Origin of the sequence: Agromyces sp. NBRC 114283, from assembly GCF_030268405.1 — a bacterium.
Taxonomy (GTDB): Bacteria; Actinomycetota; Actinomycetes; order Actinomycetales; family Microbacteriaceae; genus Agromyces; species Agromyces mediolanus.
The window spans coordinates 1754839-1770509 of record NZ_BSQP01000001.1 but is presented as its reverse complement, the minus strand read 5'-3'; the positions used below and the strand labels follow the sequence as shown (position 1 = coordinate 1770509).

Here is a 15671-nt window from a genome sequence, read left to right as displayed (position 1 = left end):
TCGGCGAGCGTCGAGCGTCAACCCCCGGGCACGGGGCCGCGGGATCCCACCCGACTCAGCGCGCCTCAGCCGTTGACGGCCCAGCTCCAGCCGTTTCCGGAGCCGCGACGGCTGATGGACTTCTGACCGTAGACGACCGACTCGATCGCCGCGTCTGCGCGCTCACTGGCGAAGAGGACGCAGGAGGAGACCTCGACCCCGGAAGCGAAGTCCATCGCGTCATCGGTGGAGAACACCGCGCAGCCGTCGACCTCCACATCCGGTCGAGCGTTGATCGTGACGACATCGACGTCGTCCTTGCCCGCGGCCGCCCAGTTCTCGGCCCCGAAGCCGTAGATGCTGTCTTCGGGGTACTCGCCCTTCAGCAGCGCTGCATCGAACCGGACCAGGAAGACCGTGCCGTCGTCATACGCCTCGGGGAGCTGCAATTCATCCTTCGCCTCGGCGACCGACATCGAGGACACCTCGGTGACGGTGACCGCAGCGGTGGCGTCGACCTCGGCCTGACGCACCCCCACCTCGAGCCGCTCCCCGATGCTCGCCTCGGTCGGTGCACTGGAGCAGCCGGCGAGGACCAGCGCTGCGAGGCAAGCGGGGGCGAGGAGTGCGGTTCTGCGCATGGAACGGGGGCCTTTCTGCCGGGGGCGGAGAGCATTCTTGGTATCCAGAGTAGTCCAGGCACCAGAGAGGTGGAGCCCGCCATGGCCGAGCCCTTCGGCAAACTCCCCGATAAATCCCGGCGGTGAACTGCGCGCGCATGACCAGGAAGCCGCTCGCGGATGGAATCCCGAACGCGAACCGCGGCGGCCGAGCAAGCAGCTCAGACTGGGGATCCGCCTTCGTACTGCACGTGATCGACGATGCATCCGCCGAGGTCGGGCGGCGTCGGGCCGACGAACACACTGCCGGCGACAGAGCCGGTGAACGAGCCCACGCCCTCGAACTCGCAGTGGTCGAAGACGCAGCGCGTCGTCCACATCACGTCCCGCAGGCTCGCGCCGGTGAAGCTGCAGCGTTCGAAGCGCACGCCCGAGGCGACGGTGCGCGACAACGTGGCGACGGAGAAATCGCAGCCCTCGAAGTACCCGCCCAGGCGAGCGCCGGTGAGCTTCGCCCCGACGAAGCTGCAGTTCACGAAGCGTCGCCTGACGAACACGCCCCGCATATCGATCCGGTCGAGGACGCAGTCCTCCAGTTCCGACTCGATCACCGACGCGCCATCGGCGAAGACGACGTCCGACAGGTCGATGCCCGCTGCGCCGAGGTGCCGGATCGGGGTCGTCAGCCGCGCGCCGCGCAGATCGACGCGACCCGCGGCAGTCGTTCCGAACGGGGACGCCGGGAACGCGGCCCCGGGGCGCTGCGAGGCGACGACGAGCTCACGCTCGAACGCGCTCGTGAGCTCGGGCGTCCACCGCTCGCGCAATCGGCGCGTCGCCGCCGGCGTCATGCGCCGATCGCCGTGTCGTCCTGCACGGGAGCCGAGCGGCCCGCCGCGGCGTCGAGCGCCTCGGCCGCGGCCCCGATCACCGGCCACGCACCGTCGCTCGTGTTGCCGAGCACGCTCACCGTCGTCCGCGTCGCCGGATCGTGCGTGCTGCGGAAGGACACTCCGGCGTCCGCGCCCTCGATGAGCACGGCGTCGCCGCTCGGATGGAGCCAGAAGCCCAGTCCGTAGCGCAGGCCCTCCTCCGGGACCTCCGAACGAGGCGTCGTCATCTCCTCGACGGCCGCAGCCGACACGATGCGGCCCTCGAACAACGCGGTCCAGAAGCGGTGCAGCTCGGCCGCGGTCGTGAAGGCACCGCCGTCGCCGTTGCCCCGCACCGGCAGGTGCAGGGTGTTCGCGCGGTCGCCGTGGTCGAAGAGATACCCGACCGCCGCGTGGCTGGGCAGTTCGTCGAGCCGCAGATACGCGGTGTCGCGCAAGCCCGCGGGGTCGAACACGAGCCGCTGCACCGCATCGTGGAAGGCCTCGCCGGTCGCCCGCTCGATCACGAGCGCGAGGACGACGAAGCCGGAGTTCGAGTACGCGAAGCCGGTATCGGGCTCGGCCAACTGGGGGCGACCCGCAAGTACGGGGAGGAAGGCCTCCGCCGTCGTCAGCGTATGGACCGGGACATCCAGGACGTAGTCCGACGCCGCGAGGTCCTCCGACTCGTCGAGGTAGTCGCCGATTCCCGAACGATGCCCGAGCAGGTGACGAAGGGTGACCCCGTCAGCGATCAGGGGCAGCTCGTCGCCGAGCCAGTCCCGGACGGGGGCGTCGAGTTCGACAAGCCCCGCCTCAGCGAGGCGCATGACGGCGAGGGCGGTGAAGGCCTTGCTCCCGCTCGCGACCGCGAAGCTCGTCCCGACGGTGTTCGCCACGCCGTACGCCCGATTCGCGTCGCCTGCGACCGCTTCGAACACTCGAGCCCCGGCGACGTCGACCGTCACGACTCCGGAGAAATGCGAGCCGCGGACGGCCGCGTCGATCGCACCGGCCCCGGCCCACGTCGGCCTGTCACCGTTCATCGTTCGATCCCCCCGGATTGCGCGGTGCACGCGCACTGCTCAGACGTTGAAGCGGAACTCCACGACGTCGCCGTCCTGCATGACGTAGTCCTTGCCCTCCATGCGCGCCTTGCCGCGCGCGCGGGCCTCGGCGACCGAGCCGGCGTCGACGAGGTCGGCGAAGGAGATGACCTCGGCCTTGATGAAGCCGCGCTCGAAGTCGGTGTGGATGACGCCCGCCGCCTGCGGCGCCTTCCAGCCCTTGTGGATGGTCCAGGCGCGCGACTCCTTGGGGCCCGCGGTGAGGTAGGTCTGCAGACCGAGCGTGTCGAAGCCGACGCGGGCGAGCTGGTCGAGGCCTGACTCCTCCTGGCCGGTCGAGGCGAGCAGCTCCGCCGCGTCCTCGGGGTCGAGGTCGATGAGCTCGGACTCGATCTTCGCGTCGAGGAAGACCGCCTCCGCCGGCGCCACGAGCGCGGCGAGCTCGGCCTTGCGCGCGGCATCCGTCAGCACGCCCTCGTCGACGTTGAAGACGTAGATGAAGGGCTTCGCGGTGAGCAGCCCGAGCTCCTTCACGGGCTCGAGGTCGATCTTCGTCGCCGAGAGCGGGGTGCCGGCCTGCAGCGCCTCCTGGGCCTCCTTGGCCGTCGCGAGCACGGAGGGGTCGAGCTTCTTGCCCTTGACCTCCTTCTCGTAGCGGGTGATGGCCCGCTCAAGGGTTTCGAGGTCGGCGAGGATCAGCTCGGTGTTGATCGTCTCCATGTCGGACTTGGGGTCGACCTTGCCGTCGACGTGCACGACGTCGCCGTCGGTGAAGCCCCGGACGACCTGTGCGATCGCGTCGGCCTCGCGGATGTTGGCAAGGAACTTGTTGCCGAGGCCCTCGCCCTCGCTCGCCCCGCGCACGATGCCGGCGATGTCGACGAAGGACACTGCGGCCGGCAGGATGCGCTCCGAGCCGAAGATGCCGGCGAGCGTCTCGAGCCTCGGGTCGGGCAGGTTCACGACGCCCACGTTCGGCTCGATCGTCGCGAACGGGTAGTTCGCCGCGAGCACCTGGTTCTTGGTGAGGGCGTTGAAGAGGGTGGACTTGCCGACGTTGGGCAGGCCGACGATGCCGATAGTGAGAGCCACGGGGCTCTATCGTACCGGTGCCGCGCCGTTCCGCCCGGCCGGGCTTCGCCGGCCCGGCGTGAGGATCAGTCGTCGAGGCGGGCGCGGAAGCAGCGGGTGCGGTACGGCACGTCGAGCTCGTCGCCGCCGGCGAGGTCGGGATGCCGCGCGAACAGCCGCTCCAGCTGGGCGATCGTGTCCCGCTGGGCGCCGGGGCTCGAGGTGATGAAGTAGGAGCGGGAGCGCACGAGGTCGAGGAATCCGGCGCGGCTCATCCGGGCGGTCCACTCCACGGTGTGCTCCTCGATCGGGCCGAACGGCGGGCCGATCTGCACGTACTGCTCGAAGCTCGCGCTCGCGTCGTGCCGCTCGTGCATGATCTCGCCGGCCTCCTTGAGCCAGCCGACGCTCGTGTCGCGGCTGTTCCAGACGAGGCCCAGCACGCCGCCCGGCCGCAGCACGCGCGCGATCTCCGGCACCGCGCGGGACGGGATGAACCAGTGCCACGCCTGACCGGCGACGACCGCGTCGACCGAGCCGTCTTCGAGCGGGATGTCCTCGGCCGTACCGAGGATGCGCGGCACGCCGGGCACCGCGACCTCCAGTTCTTCGAGCATCTCCTCGACCGGGTCGACCGCGATCACCTCGCGGTCGAGCGCGACGAGGGCCTGGGTGAGCTTGCCGGTGCCCGCGCCGAGGTCGAGCACCCGGGCGGCGTCGCCGATCAGCCAGGCGACCGCCTCGGCCGGGTAGCCGGGACGGGCCGCCTGATAGACGGATGCCGCGTCGCCGAACGACCTCGCGTGCCGCTGCGTCTCGGCATCCCCCGGATTCATGCCTCCCATTCCACGCCCGCGGCGAGGCATCCGTCAACCGTCGGAGGCGCGTGCGACGATGCCCGCATGCCAGTGGACTTCACCGCCATCGACTTCGAGACCGCGAACTCCTCTGGAGCCTCCGCCTGTTCGATCGGCATGGTGAAGGTACGCGACGGCCGCGTCGTCGAGCGCGAGTACTGGCTGCTGCGCCCGCCGTTCCCGCACGACGAGTTCATGGAGTGGAACGTGCGCATCCACGGCATCACGCCCGAGATGGTCGCCGAGGCGCCGGGCTGGGGCGATCGACTCGCCGAGTTCCGCGAGTTCGCCGGCGCCGACTGGCTCGTCGCGCACAACGCGGGCTTCGACATGGGCGTGATCGAGAAGAGCTGCGGGGTGCTCGAACTGCCCGTTCCCGACCACCGCTACCTGTGCAGCCTGCAGGTGGCCCGCAAGACCTACCACCTCGACTCCTACCGGCTCCCGGTCGCCGCGATGGCGGCGGGCTTCGAAGACTTCTCGCACCACAACGCGCTCGACGACGCCGAGGCGTGCGCCGCGATCGTCGCGCACGCCGCCAAGCGTCACGAGGCCGACGACCTCGAGCGACTCGCCCACGTCACGGGCGTGCGCGTCGGTGCGCTCGGCGCCCGCGCGGTCAAGGCCCGCGAGGCCGCGCACGGGCCGATGGCCCTGCAGTAGGCGCACTCGGCTGGTGCGCGGTCCCGGCTCGCCGGGCGCCTCGGCGCCGATGTCGGAGGCGGCTGCGACACTGTCGGCATGGAGATCCTGCTGCTCATCATCGGCCTCCTCGTCGGCGCCGCCCTCGGGGGGCTCGCCACTTGGGTGCTGGCGTCGCGCCGGGCCGCCGGCATCCCCGACGCCGCACCGGCCGAAGACCCGGCGCTCGTCGCGGCCCGCCACGAGGCGCAGCTGGCCGCCCTGCAGGCCGAGCACGCGGCCGAGCGCTCGCGGCTGCTCGCCGACGAGCAGCGCGCCCAGGCCGAGCTCCGCGCCGAGCTCTCCGCGATCGAGGCGACCGCCGAGGGGCTGCGCGAGCAGATCCTGAGCGCCAGGCAGCAGTACCGCGAGATCGTCGAGCGCCACGAGCTCGAGCGGCGCGAGCGCGAGCAGCGCGAGGCCGCCGACAGCAAGGTGCTCCAGGCGCTCGCGCCCGTCAAGCAGACCCTCACCGAGATGCAGAGCAAGGTCACCGCGCTCGAGACGCAGCGGCATCAGCAGCACGGCGAACTCAGCCAGCAGCTGAAGATCGCCGCCGAGAACGAGGAGCGGCTCCGCTCCACGGCCGAGTCGCTCGCCTCGGCCCTGCGCTCCAACAGCACCCGTGGCGTCTGGGGCGAGACCCAGCTGCGCAGCGTGGTCGAGGCCGCGGGCCTCATCGAGCGCGTCGACTTCGACACGCAGCACTCGGTCACCACCGACGCCGGCGCCGGTCGTCCCGACATGGTCATCCACCTGCCGGGCGGCAAGCACATCGCCGTCGACGCCAAGGTGCCGTTCAACGCCTACCTCGAGGCGAGCCAGATCCCGGCGACCGCGACCGGCGCCGACGCCGGCCGGCGCGAGAGCCTGATGAAGAACCATGTGAAGGCTGTGCGCGACCACATCACGGCGCTCGGCGGCAAGACCTACTGGGAGGGGCTCGGCGCCTCCCCCGAGATGGTCATCGCGTTCATCCCGAGCGAGTCCCTCATCTCGAGCGCGCTCGAGGCCGATCCCTCGCTGCTCGAGTTCGCCTTCTCGAAGCGGGTCGCCCTCGCCTCGCCCGTCACGCTCTGGTCGGTGCTGAAGACCGTCGCGTTCAGCTGGCAGCAGGACGTGCTCACGAAGGAGGCGAAGACGCTCTTCGACCTCAGCCGTGAGCTCTACGGCCGTCTCGCCACCACCGCGGGGCAGATCGAGAAGCTCGGCCGCACCATCGAACGCACCGTGAAGGACTACAACACCTTCGTCGGCTCGCTCGAGTCGCGCGTGCTGCCGACCGCCCGCAAGCTCAAGGCGCTCGACGAGACGAAGGTGCTCGCGACCCTCGAAGGCATCGAAGAGAGCCCGCGCGAGTTGACCGCGTACGAGTTCACGACGGCCATCCCCGCCGGGCGTGACGCCGTCGAGGCCGCAGGAGATGTCGCCGAGGCCGAGGTGCTCGAGTCGCCCGCGGAGCCCTCAGGCGCAGCGGACGACGAACTCGACGTCTTCGCCGACATCGATGCGGGCATCCGGGCTCGGCTCGGCGACGACGACTGAGTCGGGCGACGCCCGCCGCGCTCAGCCGACGGCAGCCGGAGTCAGCCGCGCAGCGGCGTCCAGAAGCGCAGCGGCGTCCGACAGCGCAGCGGCGTCCGACAGCGCAGCGGCGCTCAGCCGCGCAGCACGCTGAGCACGTTGTCGGAGGGGTCGCGGAACCAGCAGATGTCCGGGCCCATTCCCGACTCCCGGCCGTGCGCGATCCCGCGCTCGTCGGTGCCGTAGTCCTGCCCGCCCGAGTAGATCTTCGTCACCACGCCCGCCGCGTTCAGCGCGTCGACGGCGGCGTCGAGGTCGTCGACCTCGAAGTTCAGGATCGTGAACGGCGCCGGACTGTGGTCCGGCTTGCCGTAGACGAACACCGACTGGCCCGACGGCAGCGCGAAGCGGAAACCGCCCATCGCCTCGACCACCTCGAGCCCCAGCACGTCGCGGTAGAACGCGAGCGCCGCCTCGACCTCCCGCACCGCGAAGCCGGGGAACGCATCGCGAATCTCGATCATGGCACCCTCCTCGATCGGTCCAGGGCACAGCATGGCACGCGAGCAGGATCGCGTCGAGGGGCTGGACTCAGTCCTCGTCGAGCCACTTCGAGGCGAGGTGCTCCGCCTGCACGCGGCGCAGCGTGCCCGACTTCGAGCGCAGCACCACCGACTCCGTCGTGATGTAGTCGCCCTCGCGCTTCACGCCCGCGACGAGCGCGCCGTCGGTCACCCCGGTCGCGACGAAGAAGGTGTTGTCGCCGCGCACCATGTCCTCGAGTTCGAGCACCGCATCGACATCGAGCCCCGCCGCGGCGCCGCGGGCGCGCTCCTCGTCGTCCTTCGGCGCGAGGCGGCCCTGCATGAAGCCGCCGAGCGCCTTCACGGCGCACGCGGTCGTGATGCCCTCGGGGCTGCCACCGATGCCGACGCACATGTCGATGCGCGAGTCGTGCCGGGCCGCATTGATGCCGCCCGCGACGTCGCCGTCGAGGATGAGCCGGGTGCCGGCGCCCGCGGCGCGGATGTCGGCGATGAGCTGCTCGTGGCGCGGGCGGTCGAGCACGGCGACGCGCACATCGGCGACGTCCTTGCCGATCGCGGCGGCGTACGCACGGATGTTCTCGCCGATCGGCTTGCGGATGTCGACGACCCCGCGCCCCGCCGGGCCGGTGACGATCTTGTCCATGTAGAAGACGCTGGAGGCGTCGAGCATCGTGCCCCGGTCAGAGACCGCCAGCACCGACAGCGCGTGCGAACGGCCCGCCGCGGTGAGCGAGGTGCCGTCGATCGGATCGACCGCGATGTCGCAGGCCGGACCGTTGCCCGAGCCGACGCGTTCCCCGTTGAAGAGCATCGGGGCTTCGTCCTTCTCGCCCTCGCCGATGACGATGACGCCGTCGAAGTCGACCGTCGCGAGGAAGGCCCGCATGGCGTCGACCGCGGCGCCGTCGGCCGCGTTCTTGTCGCCCTTGCCGATCCACGGAACCGCCCGGATCGCCGCCGCCTCGGTCGCCCGCACGAGCTCCAGCGCGAGGTTGCGGTCGGGGTGGTGGAACAGGCTGGCTTCGTTGCTCATGAGGGGGTCCTCCAGGACGCATCTGCGCCGCGGATCGTCTCGCGGCGCGCCGATCGGCGGTGTTCCCGCCACCACGAGCCTAACGAGCCGGCGCGAAACCCGGCGCGGTTTCGGCGTGCACGGCCGTGCAATTTCGCCCGTTCTTAACCGCGCGGCAAGTCCATCCGCCCGTGCCGTCCCGAGGCGGCCGACCACCACGCCACCCGCAGCCCGCCGGCACGATCCTCGGCGCCCGGGAGCTCGACGCCGACCTCGCACGGCGTGACGGCGGCGACGACGACCTCGGCCGGTCCAGCGCAGAGCACGTCGAGAGGAATCACCCGCCGCGGATCGACGACGTCCGCTCCGAGGGCGCTGCGGATCCGCTCGGCCTCGCGCCGGGACTGCGGGGCGAAGCGGGCGAGCATCGATCCGCCGAGTGCGCGGGCCGCCCCGGCCACGATGGTCCCCTCCGGCGCGCCGCCGATGCCGAGGACGGCATCGAGGGGACCCTCGCCGAACGATCCGATGTCGGATGCCTCGGACGCCCAGGACGCTCCGAATGCCCCGGCGCGCGTCGCCGCGTCGCGCGCTCCTCCGTGCAGCGCACGCAGGCTGCGCTCCACCTCCCCGTGCTCGAAGGCGACGAGCTCGGCCCCGCTCGCCCGCACCGCCTCGGCGTGGGCGCGGTTGCGCGGGCGCTCCTGCACGGCGATGCGCACCTCGGCGGCGCGGACGCCGCGCAGTTCGGCCGCCCGCGCCACGAGCGCGGGCACCGCCGCGAGGAGCGCGCCGTCCGGGGCATCCACCGCTCCGAGGCCCGGCACCCAGGTGACGAGCTTGTCGAGGTAGTGCGCCGGCCCGATGTCGAAGAAGCCGTCCCGGGCCGTCGCCGCGGCCACGGCCATCGCGCCCGGCCGGCCGGCCGCCGCGAGCCGGGTGCCGTCCACGGGATCGACCGCGAGGTCGACGGCGACGCCGCCCCGGCCGAAGCGCTCGCCCGGGCTCAGCATCGGGGCCCCGTCCTTCTCGCCCTCGCCGACGACGACGCGTCCCTCGACCGGCGCCCCGGCGAGCGCCCCTCGCATGGCCGAGACCGCCGCCCCGTCGAGCGCGTCGCCATCGCCCCCGCCGACGAGCGGCAGGCAGCCGGCCGCCGCGGCGGCGACCGCCGAGCGCAGCGGGTCCGTCAGATCAGCGACATCGAGCGAAACGATCACGCCATCATCCTGGCCGACCCCGGTGCACCCCTGGGCGCGGCGCGCGAACTCGGTAGACTCGTGCCGATCCCGCTGTCGTCACGAAGGAGCCTCCATGCCCATCGCAACTCCCGAGCAGTACGCCGAGATGCTCGACACCGCCAAGGCCAAGGGCTTCGCCTTCCCGGCCTTCAATGTCTCGAGCTCGCAGACGCTGAACGCGGTGCTGCAGGGCCTCACCGAGGCGGGCTCCGATGGCATCATCCAGGTCACCACGGGCGGTGCCGACTACTTCGCCGGGCACACCGTGAAGGCCCGCGCCACCGGCGCCCTCGCCTTCGCGCGCTTCGCGCACGAGGTCGCCAAGTCCTACCCGATCACCGTCGCGCTGCACACCGACCACTGCCCGAAGCCGGCCCTCGCCGACTTCGTGTTCCCGCTGCTCGAGGCCTCCGAGGAGGCCGTGAAGGCCGGCGGCAACCCGATCTTCCAGTCGCACATGTGGGACGGCTCGGCCGTGCCGCTCGACGAGAATCTCGAGATCGCCAAGGAGATCCTGCCCCGTATGAAGGCGATCAACGCGATCCTCGAGGTCGAGATCGGCGTCGTCGGCGGCGAGGAGGACGGCGTGAAGCACGAGGGCTCCAACGAGGCGCTCTACACGACGCTCGAGGACGCGATCTCGACGGTCGAGGCGCTCGGCCTCGGCGAGCAGGGCCGCTACATGGCCGCCCTGACCTTCGGCAACGTGCACGGCGTCTACGCGCCCGGCAACGTGAAGCTGCGTCCCGCGCTCCTGAAGGAGATCCAGGACGGCCTCGCCGCCAAGTACGGCACCGGGCCGAAGCCGCTCGACCTCGTCTTCCACGGCGGCTCCGGCTCGACCGACGCCGAGATCGCCGAGGCGGTCGCAAACGGCGTCGTGAAGATGAACATCGACACCGACACCCAGTACGCGTTCACCCGCTCCATCGCGGGCTACATGTTCCAGAACTACGACGGCGTGCTGAAGGTCGACGGCGGCGTCGGCAACAAGAAGCAGTACGACCCGCGCGCCTGGGGCAAGGTCGCCGAGTCGGCGATGGCCGTCCGCGTCGGCGAGTCGACCCGCCAGCTCGGCTCCGCCGGCCAGTCGATCAGCGCCTAAGGCCGAGATGACGAACGACGAGGCCGCCCGTCCCGAGACGCCGGAGCCGGGCACCCCCGCTCCCCCGTCCGCGGACGAGCGGCCTCGTCCTCGCTACGGCGAGTACGCGCCGCCCGGCTGGAGCTGGCAGCCGCCGGAGTCGGCCGAGGCGAGCGCTCCGGCCCAGCCGGTGCGCCCCGAGCCCATCCCGGCCCCACAGCAGACGCCGTCGGATGCCTCGGCGAAGCCGGCCCGTCGCGCGCCCGGCTGGGACCGCATCCTCACGATCGGCCTGCTCGCGTTCGGCGCGTTCGGCGCCTGGAACTCCGCGGCATCGCTGCAGGAGATCCCCCGGCAGATGCAGCTCAGCTACGACCTGATGGGCGTCGGCACGTTCACGCCGCCCGAGTGGCTGCCCACGCTCGTGCTCGTCGGCACGATCATCCAGCTCGCCCTCTACGCCGTCGTGCTCGGCCTCTCGATCCTGCGCCTGCGTGCGGGGCGGCTGGCCTTCTGGGTCCCGCTCGCGGGCGGGGCGGCCTCCTTCGCCGTGACGCTCGTGCTGCTGTCGATCGTCATGCTGAACGACCCCACGTACGTCGACTTCGTCACCGGCATCAGCACGCCGACACCGAGCCCGACGCCGTAGCCCCGCGCAGAGCACCGGCTGAGCGCGGCGTCCGGATGAGGCATCCGGACGCCGCGCTCGTCTCACCGGCGACGGCCTCCGTCAGGAGGCGACCGCATCCTCCGCGTCGTCCTCGATGGGGGCGGCGAACTGCGCCTCGTAGAGGCGGGCGTACGCGCCGCCCGCCGCGAGCAGCTCGCTGTGCGTGCCCTGCTCGACGATGTGCCCCGCCTCCATCACGAGGATGAGGTCGGCGTCGCGGATCGTCGACAGCCGGTGCGCGATGACGAAGCTCGTGCGGTCCGCGCGCAGCGCGTTCATCGCGTGCTGCAGCAGCAGCTCGGTGCGGGTGTCGACCGAGCTCGTCGCCTCGTCGAGGATGAGCACCGAGGGCTGCGCGAGGAACGCCCGTGCGATCGTCACGAGCTGCCGCTCGCCCGCCGAGAGGTTCGACGCCTCGTCGTCGAGCACGGTGTCGTAGCCGTCGGGCAGCGAGCGCACGAAGCGATCGACGTACGTCGCCCGGGCGGCGTCCAGGATCTCCTCCTCCGTGGCATCCGGCCGGCCGTAGGCGATGTTATCGCGGATGGTGCCGGCGAACAGCCAGGTGTCCTGCAGCACCATGCCCATGCGGCCGCGCAGCTCGTCGCGGGTCATCTTCGTGACGTCCACGCCGTCGAGGGTGATCCGCCCGCCGTCGAGCTCGTAGAAGCGCATGATCAGGTTCACGAGCGTCGTCTTGCCGGCCCCGGTCGGACCGACGATCGCGATCGACTGGCCCGGCTCCGCGACGAGCGAGAGGTCCTCGATGAGGGGCTTCTCGGGGTCGTAGGAGAACGAGACGTCCTCGAAGACGAGTCGGCCGGACTCCTCGGCGGGTGCCTCCGGCTCGACCGGGTCGGGCACCTGCTCCTCGGCGTCCAGCAGCTCGAACACGCGCTCGGCGCTCGCGACACCGGACTGCAGCAGGTTCGCCATCGCGCCCAGCTGGCTGAGCGGCTGGGTGAACTGCCGGGAGTACTGGATGAACGCCTGCACGTCGCCGAGCGAGATCGAGCCGCCCGAGACCATGAGGCCGCCGACGACCGCGATGACGACGTAGACCAGGTTCCCGACGAACATCATGGCGGGCATGATGATGCCGCTCACGAACTGGGCGCCGAAGCTGGCCTGGTACAGCTCCTCGTTCTTCTCGTCGAAGGACTGCTCGACCTCTTTCCTGCGGCCGAAGACGCGCACGAGCGAGTGGCCCGAGTAGGCCTCCTCGATGCGCGCGTTCAGCACGCCCGTGTGGGTCCACTGCGCCACAAACTGCTTCTGCGAGCGCTTGGCGATGACGGTCGTGATGAGCAGCGTCGCCGGGATCGTGACGAGCGCGATGAGCGCGAGCCACGGCGAGATGACGAACATCATCACGAGCACGCCGATGACGGTGAGCAGCGAGGTGAGCAACTGGCTCATCGTCTGCTGCAGCGTCTGCGAGATGTTGTCGATGTCGTTCGTGACGCGGGAGAGCAGCTCACCGCGCTGCATCTTGTCGAAGTACGACAGCGGCAGCCGGTGGATCTTCTCCTCGACCTCGCGGCGCAGCCGGTACACGGTGCGCTGCGTGACGCCGTTCAGCACGTACGCCTGCGCCCAGCCGAACAGCGAGGACAGCACGTACAGCGCGAGCACCCAGAGCAGCACGGTCGCGACCGCGCCGAAGTCGATGCCCTGCCCCGGCGTGAGGTTCAGCGAGGACAGCAGGTCGGCCTGCTGGTCCTGGCCCTGCGCGCGCAGCCCCTCGACGACCTGCTCCTTGGTGGCGCCCGCCGGCAGCTGCGCCGAGAAGAAGCCCTCGAAGATGAGGTTCGTGGCCTGGCCGAGGATCTTCGGGCCGAGCACCGAGAACACGACGCTCACGACGCCCAGCAGGATGACGAACACGACGGGGCCGCGCTCGGGTGCGAGCCGCCCGACGAGGCGCTTCGCCGAAGGGCCGAAGTTCATCGACTTCTCGGCGGGCATGCCCATGCCGCCCATCGGCCCGCCGCCCATGGGGCCCCGGCGCACCGGGGGACGCGGGGTCCTCGTCTCGCTCATGCCGCCTCCTCGACGCTCAGCTGGCTCTCGACGATCTCGCGGTACGGCTGCGAGCGTTCGAGCAGTTCGGTGTGGGTGCCCCGGTCGACGATGCGGCCGTCCTCGATGACGAGGATCTGGTCGGCGCCCGTGATCGTGGCGACGCGCTGGGCGACGACGATCATCGTGGCGTCGCCGACGGTGCGTTCGAGCGCGGCCCGCAGGCGCGCGTCGGTCGCGGTGTCGAGCGCGGAGAACGAGTCGTCGAAGAGGAACACCGACGGCCGTTTGACGAGCGCGCGGGCGATGGAGAGCCGCTGCCGCTGCCCGCCGGACACGTTCGTGCCGCCCTGCGCGATCGGCGCCTCGAGCTGCTCCGGCATCGCCTCGACGAAGTCGCGGGCCTGCGCGGTCTCGAGCGCGGCCCAGAGCTCCTCGTCGCTCGCGTCCGGGTTGCCGTAGCGCAGCGTCGAGGCGACGGTGCCGGCGAAGAGGTACGGCTTCTGCGGCACGAGGCCGAACTGCGCGTTCAGCACCTCGGGGTCGAGCTCGCGCACGTCGACGCCGCCGACGCGCACGCTGCCGGAGGTCGCGTCGAAGAGCCGCGCGGCGAGGTTCACGATCGTCGTCTTACCCGCGCCGGTGCTGCCGATGATCGCGGTCACCTCGCCGGGACGGGCGGTGAAGCTCACCTCGCGCAGCACGGGTTCGTCGGCGCCGGGGTACGCGAAGGTGACGTCGCGGAACTCGACGGTGCCTGGCTCGCTGAGCTCGCTGACCGGGGCGGTCGGCTCGACGACGCTCGGCTCGGTCTCGAGCACCTCGCCGATGCGTCCCGCCGACACCGCCGCACGCGGCAGCAGGAACGCGATCATCGTCGCCATCATCACGGCCATGAGGATCTGGATGAGGTAGCTGAGGAACGCGGTGAGCGAGCCGATCTGCATGGAGCCGTCCTCGACCCGGAACGCGCCGAACCAGAGCACGGCGATGCTCGAGAGGTTCAGCACGAGCATGACGATCGGAAACACGAGCGCGAACAGCCGGCCCGCCTTGAGCGCGGTGTCGGTGAGCTGGTCGTTGGCCTCGTCGAAGCGCTCGCTCTCGACGCCTTCGCGGACGAAGGCGCGGATGACGCGGATGCCGGTGAGCTGCTCGCGCAGCACCCGGTTGACGTTGTCGATCTTGCGCTGCATCGACTGGAACAGCGGCACCATGCGGCTGATGATGAGCCCCACCGAGACGAGCAGCACGGGCACGGCGACGACCATGATCCAGGAGAGCTGCAGGTCCTCGCGGAGCGCCATGATGACGCCGCCGATCGCGAGGATCGGCGCGGACACGAGGATCGTGCAGCTCATCAGCACGAGCATCTGCACCTGCTGCACGTCGTTCGTCGAGCGGGTGATGAGGCTCGGCGCGCCGAAGCGGGACACCTCCTGCTCGGAGAAGTCGGAGACGCGACGGAACACGGCGCGGCGGAGGTCGCGGCCGAGGGCCATCGCGGCCCGGGCGCCGAAATAGACGGCGGCGATCGCGCAGGCGACCTGCACGAGGGTGATCGCGAGCATGATCCCGCCGAGGCGGAAGATGGTGCCGGTGTCGCCGGTCGCGACGCCGTCGTCGATGATGTCGGCGTTGAGGCTCGGCAGGTAGAGCGAGGCGATCGACTGCGCGAGCTGGAAGACGACGACGGCGACGAGGAGCGGCCAGTACGGCCGCAGATATCGCCGAAGCAGGGTTACGAGCACGGCTCGCTCCTCTCGGTGGTGGGAAGGTCGGTGGGGATGGCGGATGGCTCGGCCGCCGCGGGCGACTCGGCCGCCGCGGCCGGCGGATCGTGCGCGATGCCCCGGCAGACGAGGCTCGCGAGCTCGGCGGAGTCGAGCGAGATCGTGGAGCTGAAGTGCGGCAGGGCCGAGGCGAACGCGACGACTCGCACGAAGGCGAAGACGGTGGCCGGCGGCACCCGGAGGCGCTCGAGCTCGGGCTCGAGCAGCTCCGCGAAGATCGCCACGATCGCGTCGACGTTCACGTCGACCGGGGGCCGCGGGTGGGTGCCGAGCGCGGCGAAGACGCCGAAGATCCCGGCGAAGCGGTCGTGGAAGCGGTCGATGATCATCCGCACCTTGAGCTCCAAGGGCAGCCCGGGATCGATGCGTCGGAGCTCCGCGCGGAAGGGGCCCGGCTCGAGGTAGGCCGCGACCGCGGCATCCACGATCGCGTCCTTGTTCTCGTAGACGCGGAAGAGCGTGCCCTCGGCGACCCCCGCCGCCTCGGCGATCTGCCGGGTGGTGACGTCCCGCCCGTGCGCCATGAGCAGCGGCAGGGTCGCCCGGGCGATCGCCTCGCGGCGCTCGTCGACGGACATCGGCTTCGCCCGCCCTCTGCGGGTCTCGCTCGTAGTGATCACGAGCGGGAGC

Annotated in this window: 15 protein-coding genes; 4 read left to right on the top strand and 11 right to left on the bottom strand. The window is 71.1% G+C overall.

Annotated features, from left to right (window positions below; genetic code table 11):
* Nucleotides 1-65: 65 nt before the first annotated feature.
* From QSJ60_RS08570 to QSJ60_RS08550, 5 genes are all read right to left on the bottom strand, one after another.
* The gene (locus QSJ60_RS08570) at nucleotides 66-620 is read right to left on the bottom strand and encodes a hypothetical protein (RefSeq protein WP_285463310.1); all 555 of its coding nucleotides are present in this window, start codon (nucleotides 618-620) and stop codon (nucleotides 66-68) included.
* A gap of 200 nt (nucleotides 621-820) precedes the next feature.
* Nucleotides 821-1450: a pentapeptide repeat-containing protein gene (locus tag QSJ60_RS08565; RefSeq protein ID WP_285463309.1), complete on the bottom strand. Its 630-nt coding sequence runs from the start codon at nucleotides 1448-1450 to the stop codon at nucleotides 821-823.
* Nucleotides 1447-2517 carry a serine hydrolase domain-containing protein gene (locus QSJ60_RS08560; RefSeq protein ID WP_285463308.1) on the bottom strand — a complete coding sequence of 357 codons (1071 nt, stop codon included), beginning with the start codon at nucleotides 2515-2517 and terminating at the stop codon, nucleotides 1447-1449. Before QSJ60_RS08560 ends, QSJ60_RS08565 begins: the two co-directional genes overlap by 4 nt.
* 39 nt (nucleotides 2518-2556) lie before the next feature.
* Complete coding sequence (gene ychF, locus QSJ60_RS08555; protein WP_285463307.1) at nucleotides 2557-3630, bottom strand: redox-regulated ATPase YchF; 1074 nt, start codon at nucleotides 3628-3630, stop codon at nucleotides 2557-2559.
* Between the two features lie 65 nt (nucleotides 3631-3695).
* A complete protein-coding gene (locus QSJ60_RS08550) occupies nucleotides 3696-4445 on the bottom strand; it encodes a class I SAM-dependent methyltransferase (RefSeq protein ID WP_285463306.1) in 750 nt (249 codons plus the stop codon).
* Between the two features lie 66 nt (nucleotides 4446-4511).
* Here QSJ60_RS08550 and QSJ60_RS08545 point away from each other — a divergent pair, with 66 nt between their 5' ends.
* Complete coding sequence (locus QSJ60_RS08545; RefSeq protein ID WP_285463305.1) at nucleotides 4512-5129, top strand: 3'-5' exonuclease; 618 nt, start codon at nucleotides 4512-4514, stop codon at nucleotides 5127-5129.
* 78 nt (nucleotides 5130-5207) lie between these two features.
* On the top strand, nucleotides 5208-6692 hold the full coding sequence (locus QSJ60_RS08540; RefSeq protein ID WP_285463304.1) for a DNA recombination protein RmuC: 1485 nt from the start codon (nucleotides 5208-5210) through the stop codon (nucleotides 6690-6692).
* 113 nt (nucleotides 6693-6805) lie between these two features.
* On the opposite strand, the gene QSJ60_RS08535 is transcribed toward QSJ60_RS08540, so the two are convergent.
* The 3 genes from QSJ60_RS08535 to QSJ60_RS08525 form a co-directional block, all read right to left on the bottom strand.
* A complete protein-coding gene (locus tag QSJ60_RS08535; RefSeq protein WP_285463303.1) occupies nucleotides 6806-7195 on the bottom strand; it encodes a VOC family protein in 390 nt (129 codons plus the stop codon).
* A 67-nt stretch (nucleotides 7196-7262) separates the two neighbouring features.
* The gene (glpX, locus tag QSJ60_RS08530) at nucleotides 7263-8252 is read right to left on the bottom strand and encodes a class II fructose-bisphosphatase (protein WP_189084517.1); all 990 of its coding nucleotides are present in this window, start codon (nucleotides 8250-8252) and stop codon (nucleotides 7263-7265) included.
* 143 nt (nucleotides 8253-8395) lie between these two features.
* Entirely contained in the window at nucleotides 8396-9451 is a 1056-nt protein-coding gene (locus tag QSJ60_RS08525) for a fructose-bisphosphatase class II (protein ID WP_285463302.1), read from the bottom strand.
* 94 nt (nucleotides 9452-9545) lie between these two features.
* Here QSJ60_RS08525 and fbaA point away from each other — a divergent pair, with 94 nt between their 5' ends.
* On the top strand, nucleotides 9546-10577 hold the full coding sequence (gene fbaA / locus QSJ60_RS08520; protein WP_189084515.1) for a class II fructose-bisphosphate aldolase: 1032 nt from the start codon (nucleotides 9546-9548) through the stop codon (nucleotides 10575-10577).
* 7 nt (nucleotides 10578-10584) lie between these two features.
* Complete coding sequence (locus tag QSJ60_RS08515) at nucleotides 10585-11205, top strand: DUF6264 family protein (protein WP_285463301.1); 621 nt, start codon at nucleotides 10585-10587, stop codon at nucleotides 11203-11205.
* Between the two features lie 81 nt (nucleotides 11206-11286).
* Here QSJ60_RS08515 and QSJ60_RS08510 read toward each other — a convergent pair whose 3' ends face one another.
* From QSJ60_RS08510 to QSJ60_RS08500, 3 genes are read right to left on the bottom strand one after another with little or no spacing between them, the layout of a single operon-like run.
* Entirely contained in the window at nucleotides 11287-13269 is a 1983-nt protein-coding gene (locus tag QSJ60_RS08510; RefSeq protein WP_285463300.1) for an ABC transporter ATP-binding protein, read from the bottom strand.
* The gene (locus QSJ60_RS08505) at nucleotides 13266-14999 is read right to left on the bottom strand and encodes an ABC transporter ATP-binding protein (RefSeq protein ID WP_285463299.1); all 1734 of its coding nucleotides are present in this window, start codon (nucleotides 14997-14999) and stop codon (nucleotides 13266-13268) included. Before QSJ60_RS08505 ends, QSJ60_RS08510 begins: the two co-directional genes overlap by 4 nt.
* Nucleotides 14990-15661, bottom strand: a complete 672-nt coding sequence (locus QSJ60_RS08500) for a TetR/AcrR family transcriptional regulator (protein WP_285463298.1) — start codon at nucleotides 15659-15661, stop codon at nucleotides 14990-14992. The genes QSJ60_RS08505 and QSJ60_RS08500 overlap by 10 nt, the downstream gene beginning before the upstream one ends.
* Nucleotides 15662-15671 lie beyond the last annotated feature (10 nt).

Bases quoted from the DNA above. Each gene is read 5' to 3' on its own strand.
- QSJ60_RS08570 (WP_285463310.1), bottom strand. From the start codon at position 620: ATGCGCAGAACCGCACTCCTCGCCCCCGCTTGCCTCGCAGCGCTGGTC.
- QSJ60_RS08565 (WP_285463309.1), bottom strand. From the start codon at position 1,450: ATGACGCCGGCGGCGACGCGCCGATTGCGCGAGCGGTGGACGCCCGAG.
- QSJ60_RS08545 (WP_285463305.1), top strand. From the start codon at position 4,512: ATGCCAGTGGACTTCACCGCCATCGACTTCGAGACCGCGAACTCCTCT.
- QSJ60_RS08535 (WP_285463303.1), bottom strand. From the start codon at position 7,195: ATGATCGAGATTCGCGATGCGTTCCCCGGCTTCGCGGTGCGGGAGGTC.
- glpX (WP_189084517.1), bottom strand. From the start codon at position 8,252: ATGAGCAACGAAGCCAGCCTGTTCCACCACCCCGACCGCAACCTCGCG.
- fbaA (WP_189084515.1), top strand. From the start codon at position 9,546: ATGCCCATCGCAACTCCCGAGCAGTACGCCGAGATGCTCGACACCGCC.
- QSJ60_RS08550 (WP_285463306.1), bottom strand. From the start codon at position 4,445: ATGAATCCGGGGGATGCCGAGACGCAGCGGCACGCGAGGTCGTTCGGC.
- QSJ60_RS08540 (WP_285463304.1), top strand. From the start codon at position 5,208: ATGGAGATCCTGCTGCTCATCATCGGCCTCCTCGTCGGCGCCGCCCTC.
- QSJ60_RS08515 (WP_285463301.1), top strand. From the start codon at position 10,585: ATGACGAACGACGAGGCCGCCCGTCCCGAGACGCCGGAGCCGGGCACC.
- QSJ60_RS08510 (WP_285463300.1), bottom strand. From the start codon at position 13,269: ATGAGCGAGACGAGGACCCCGCGTCCCCCGGTGCGCCGGGGCCCCATG.
- QSJ60_RS08560 (WP_285463308.1), bottom strand. From the start codon at position 2,517: ATGAACGGTGACAGGCCGACGTGGGCCGGGGCCGGTGCGATCGACGCG.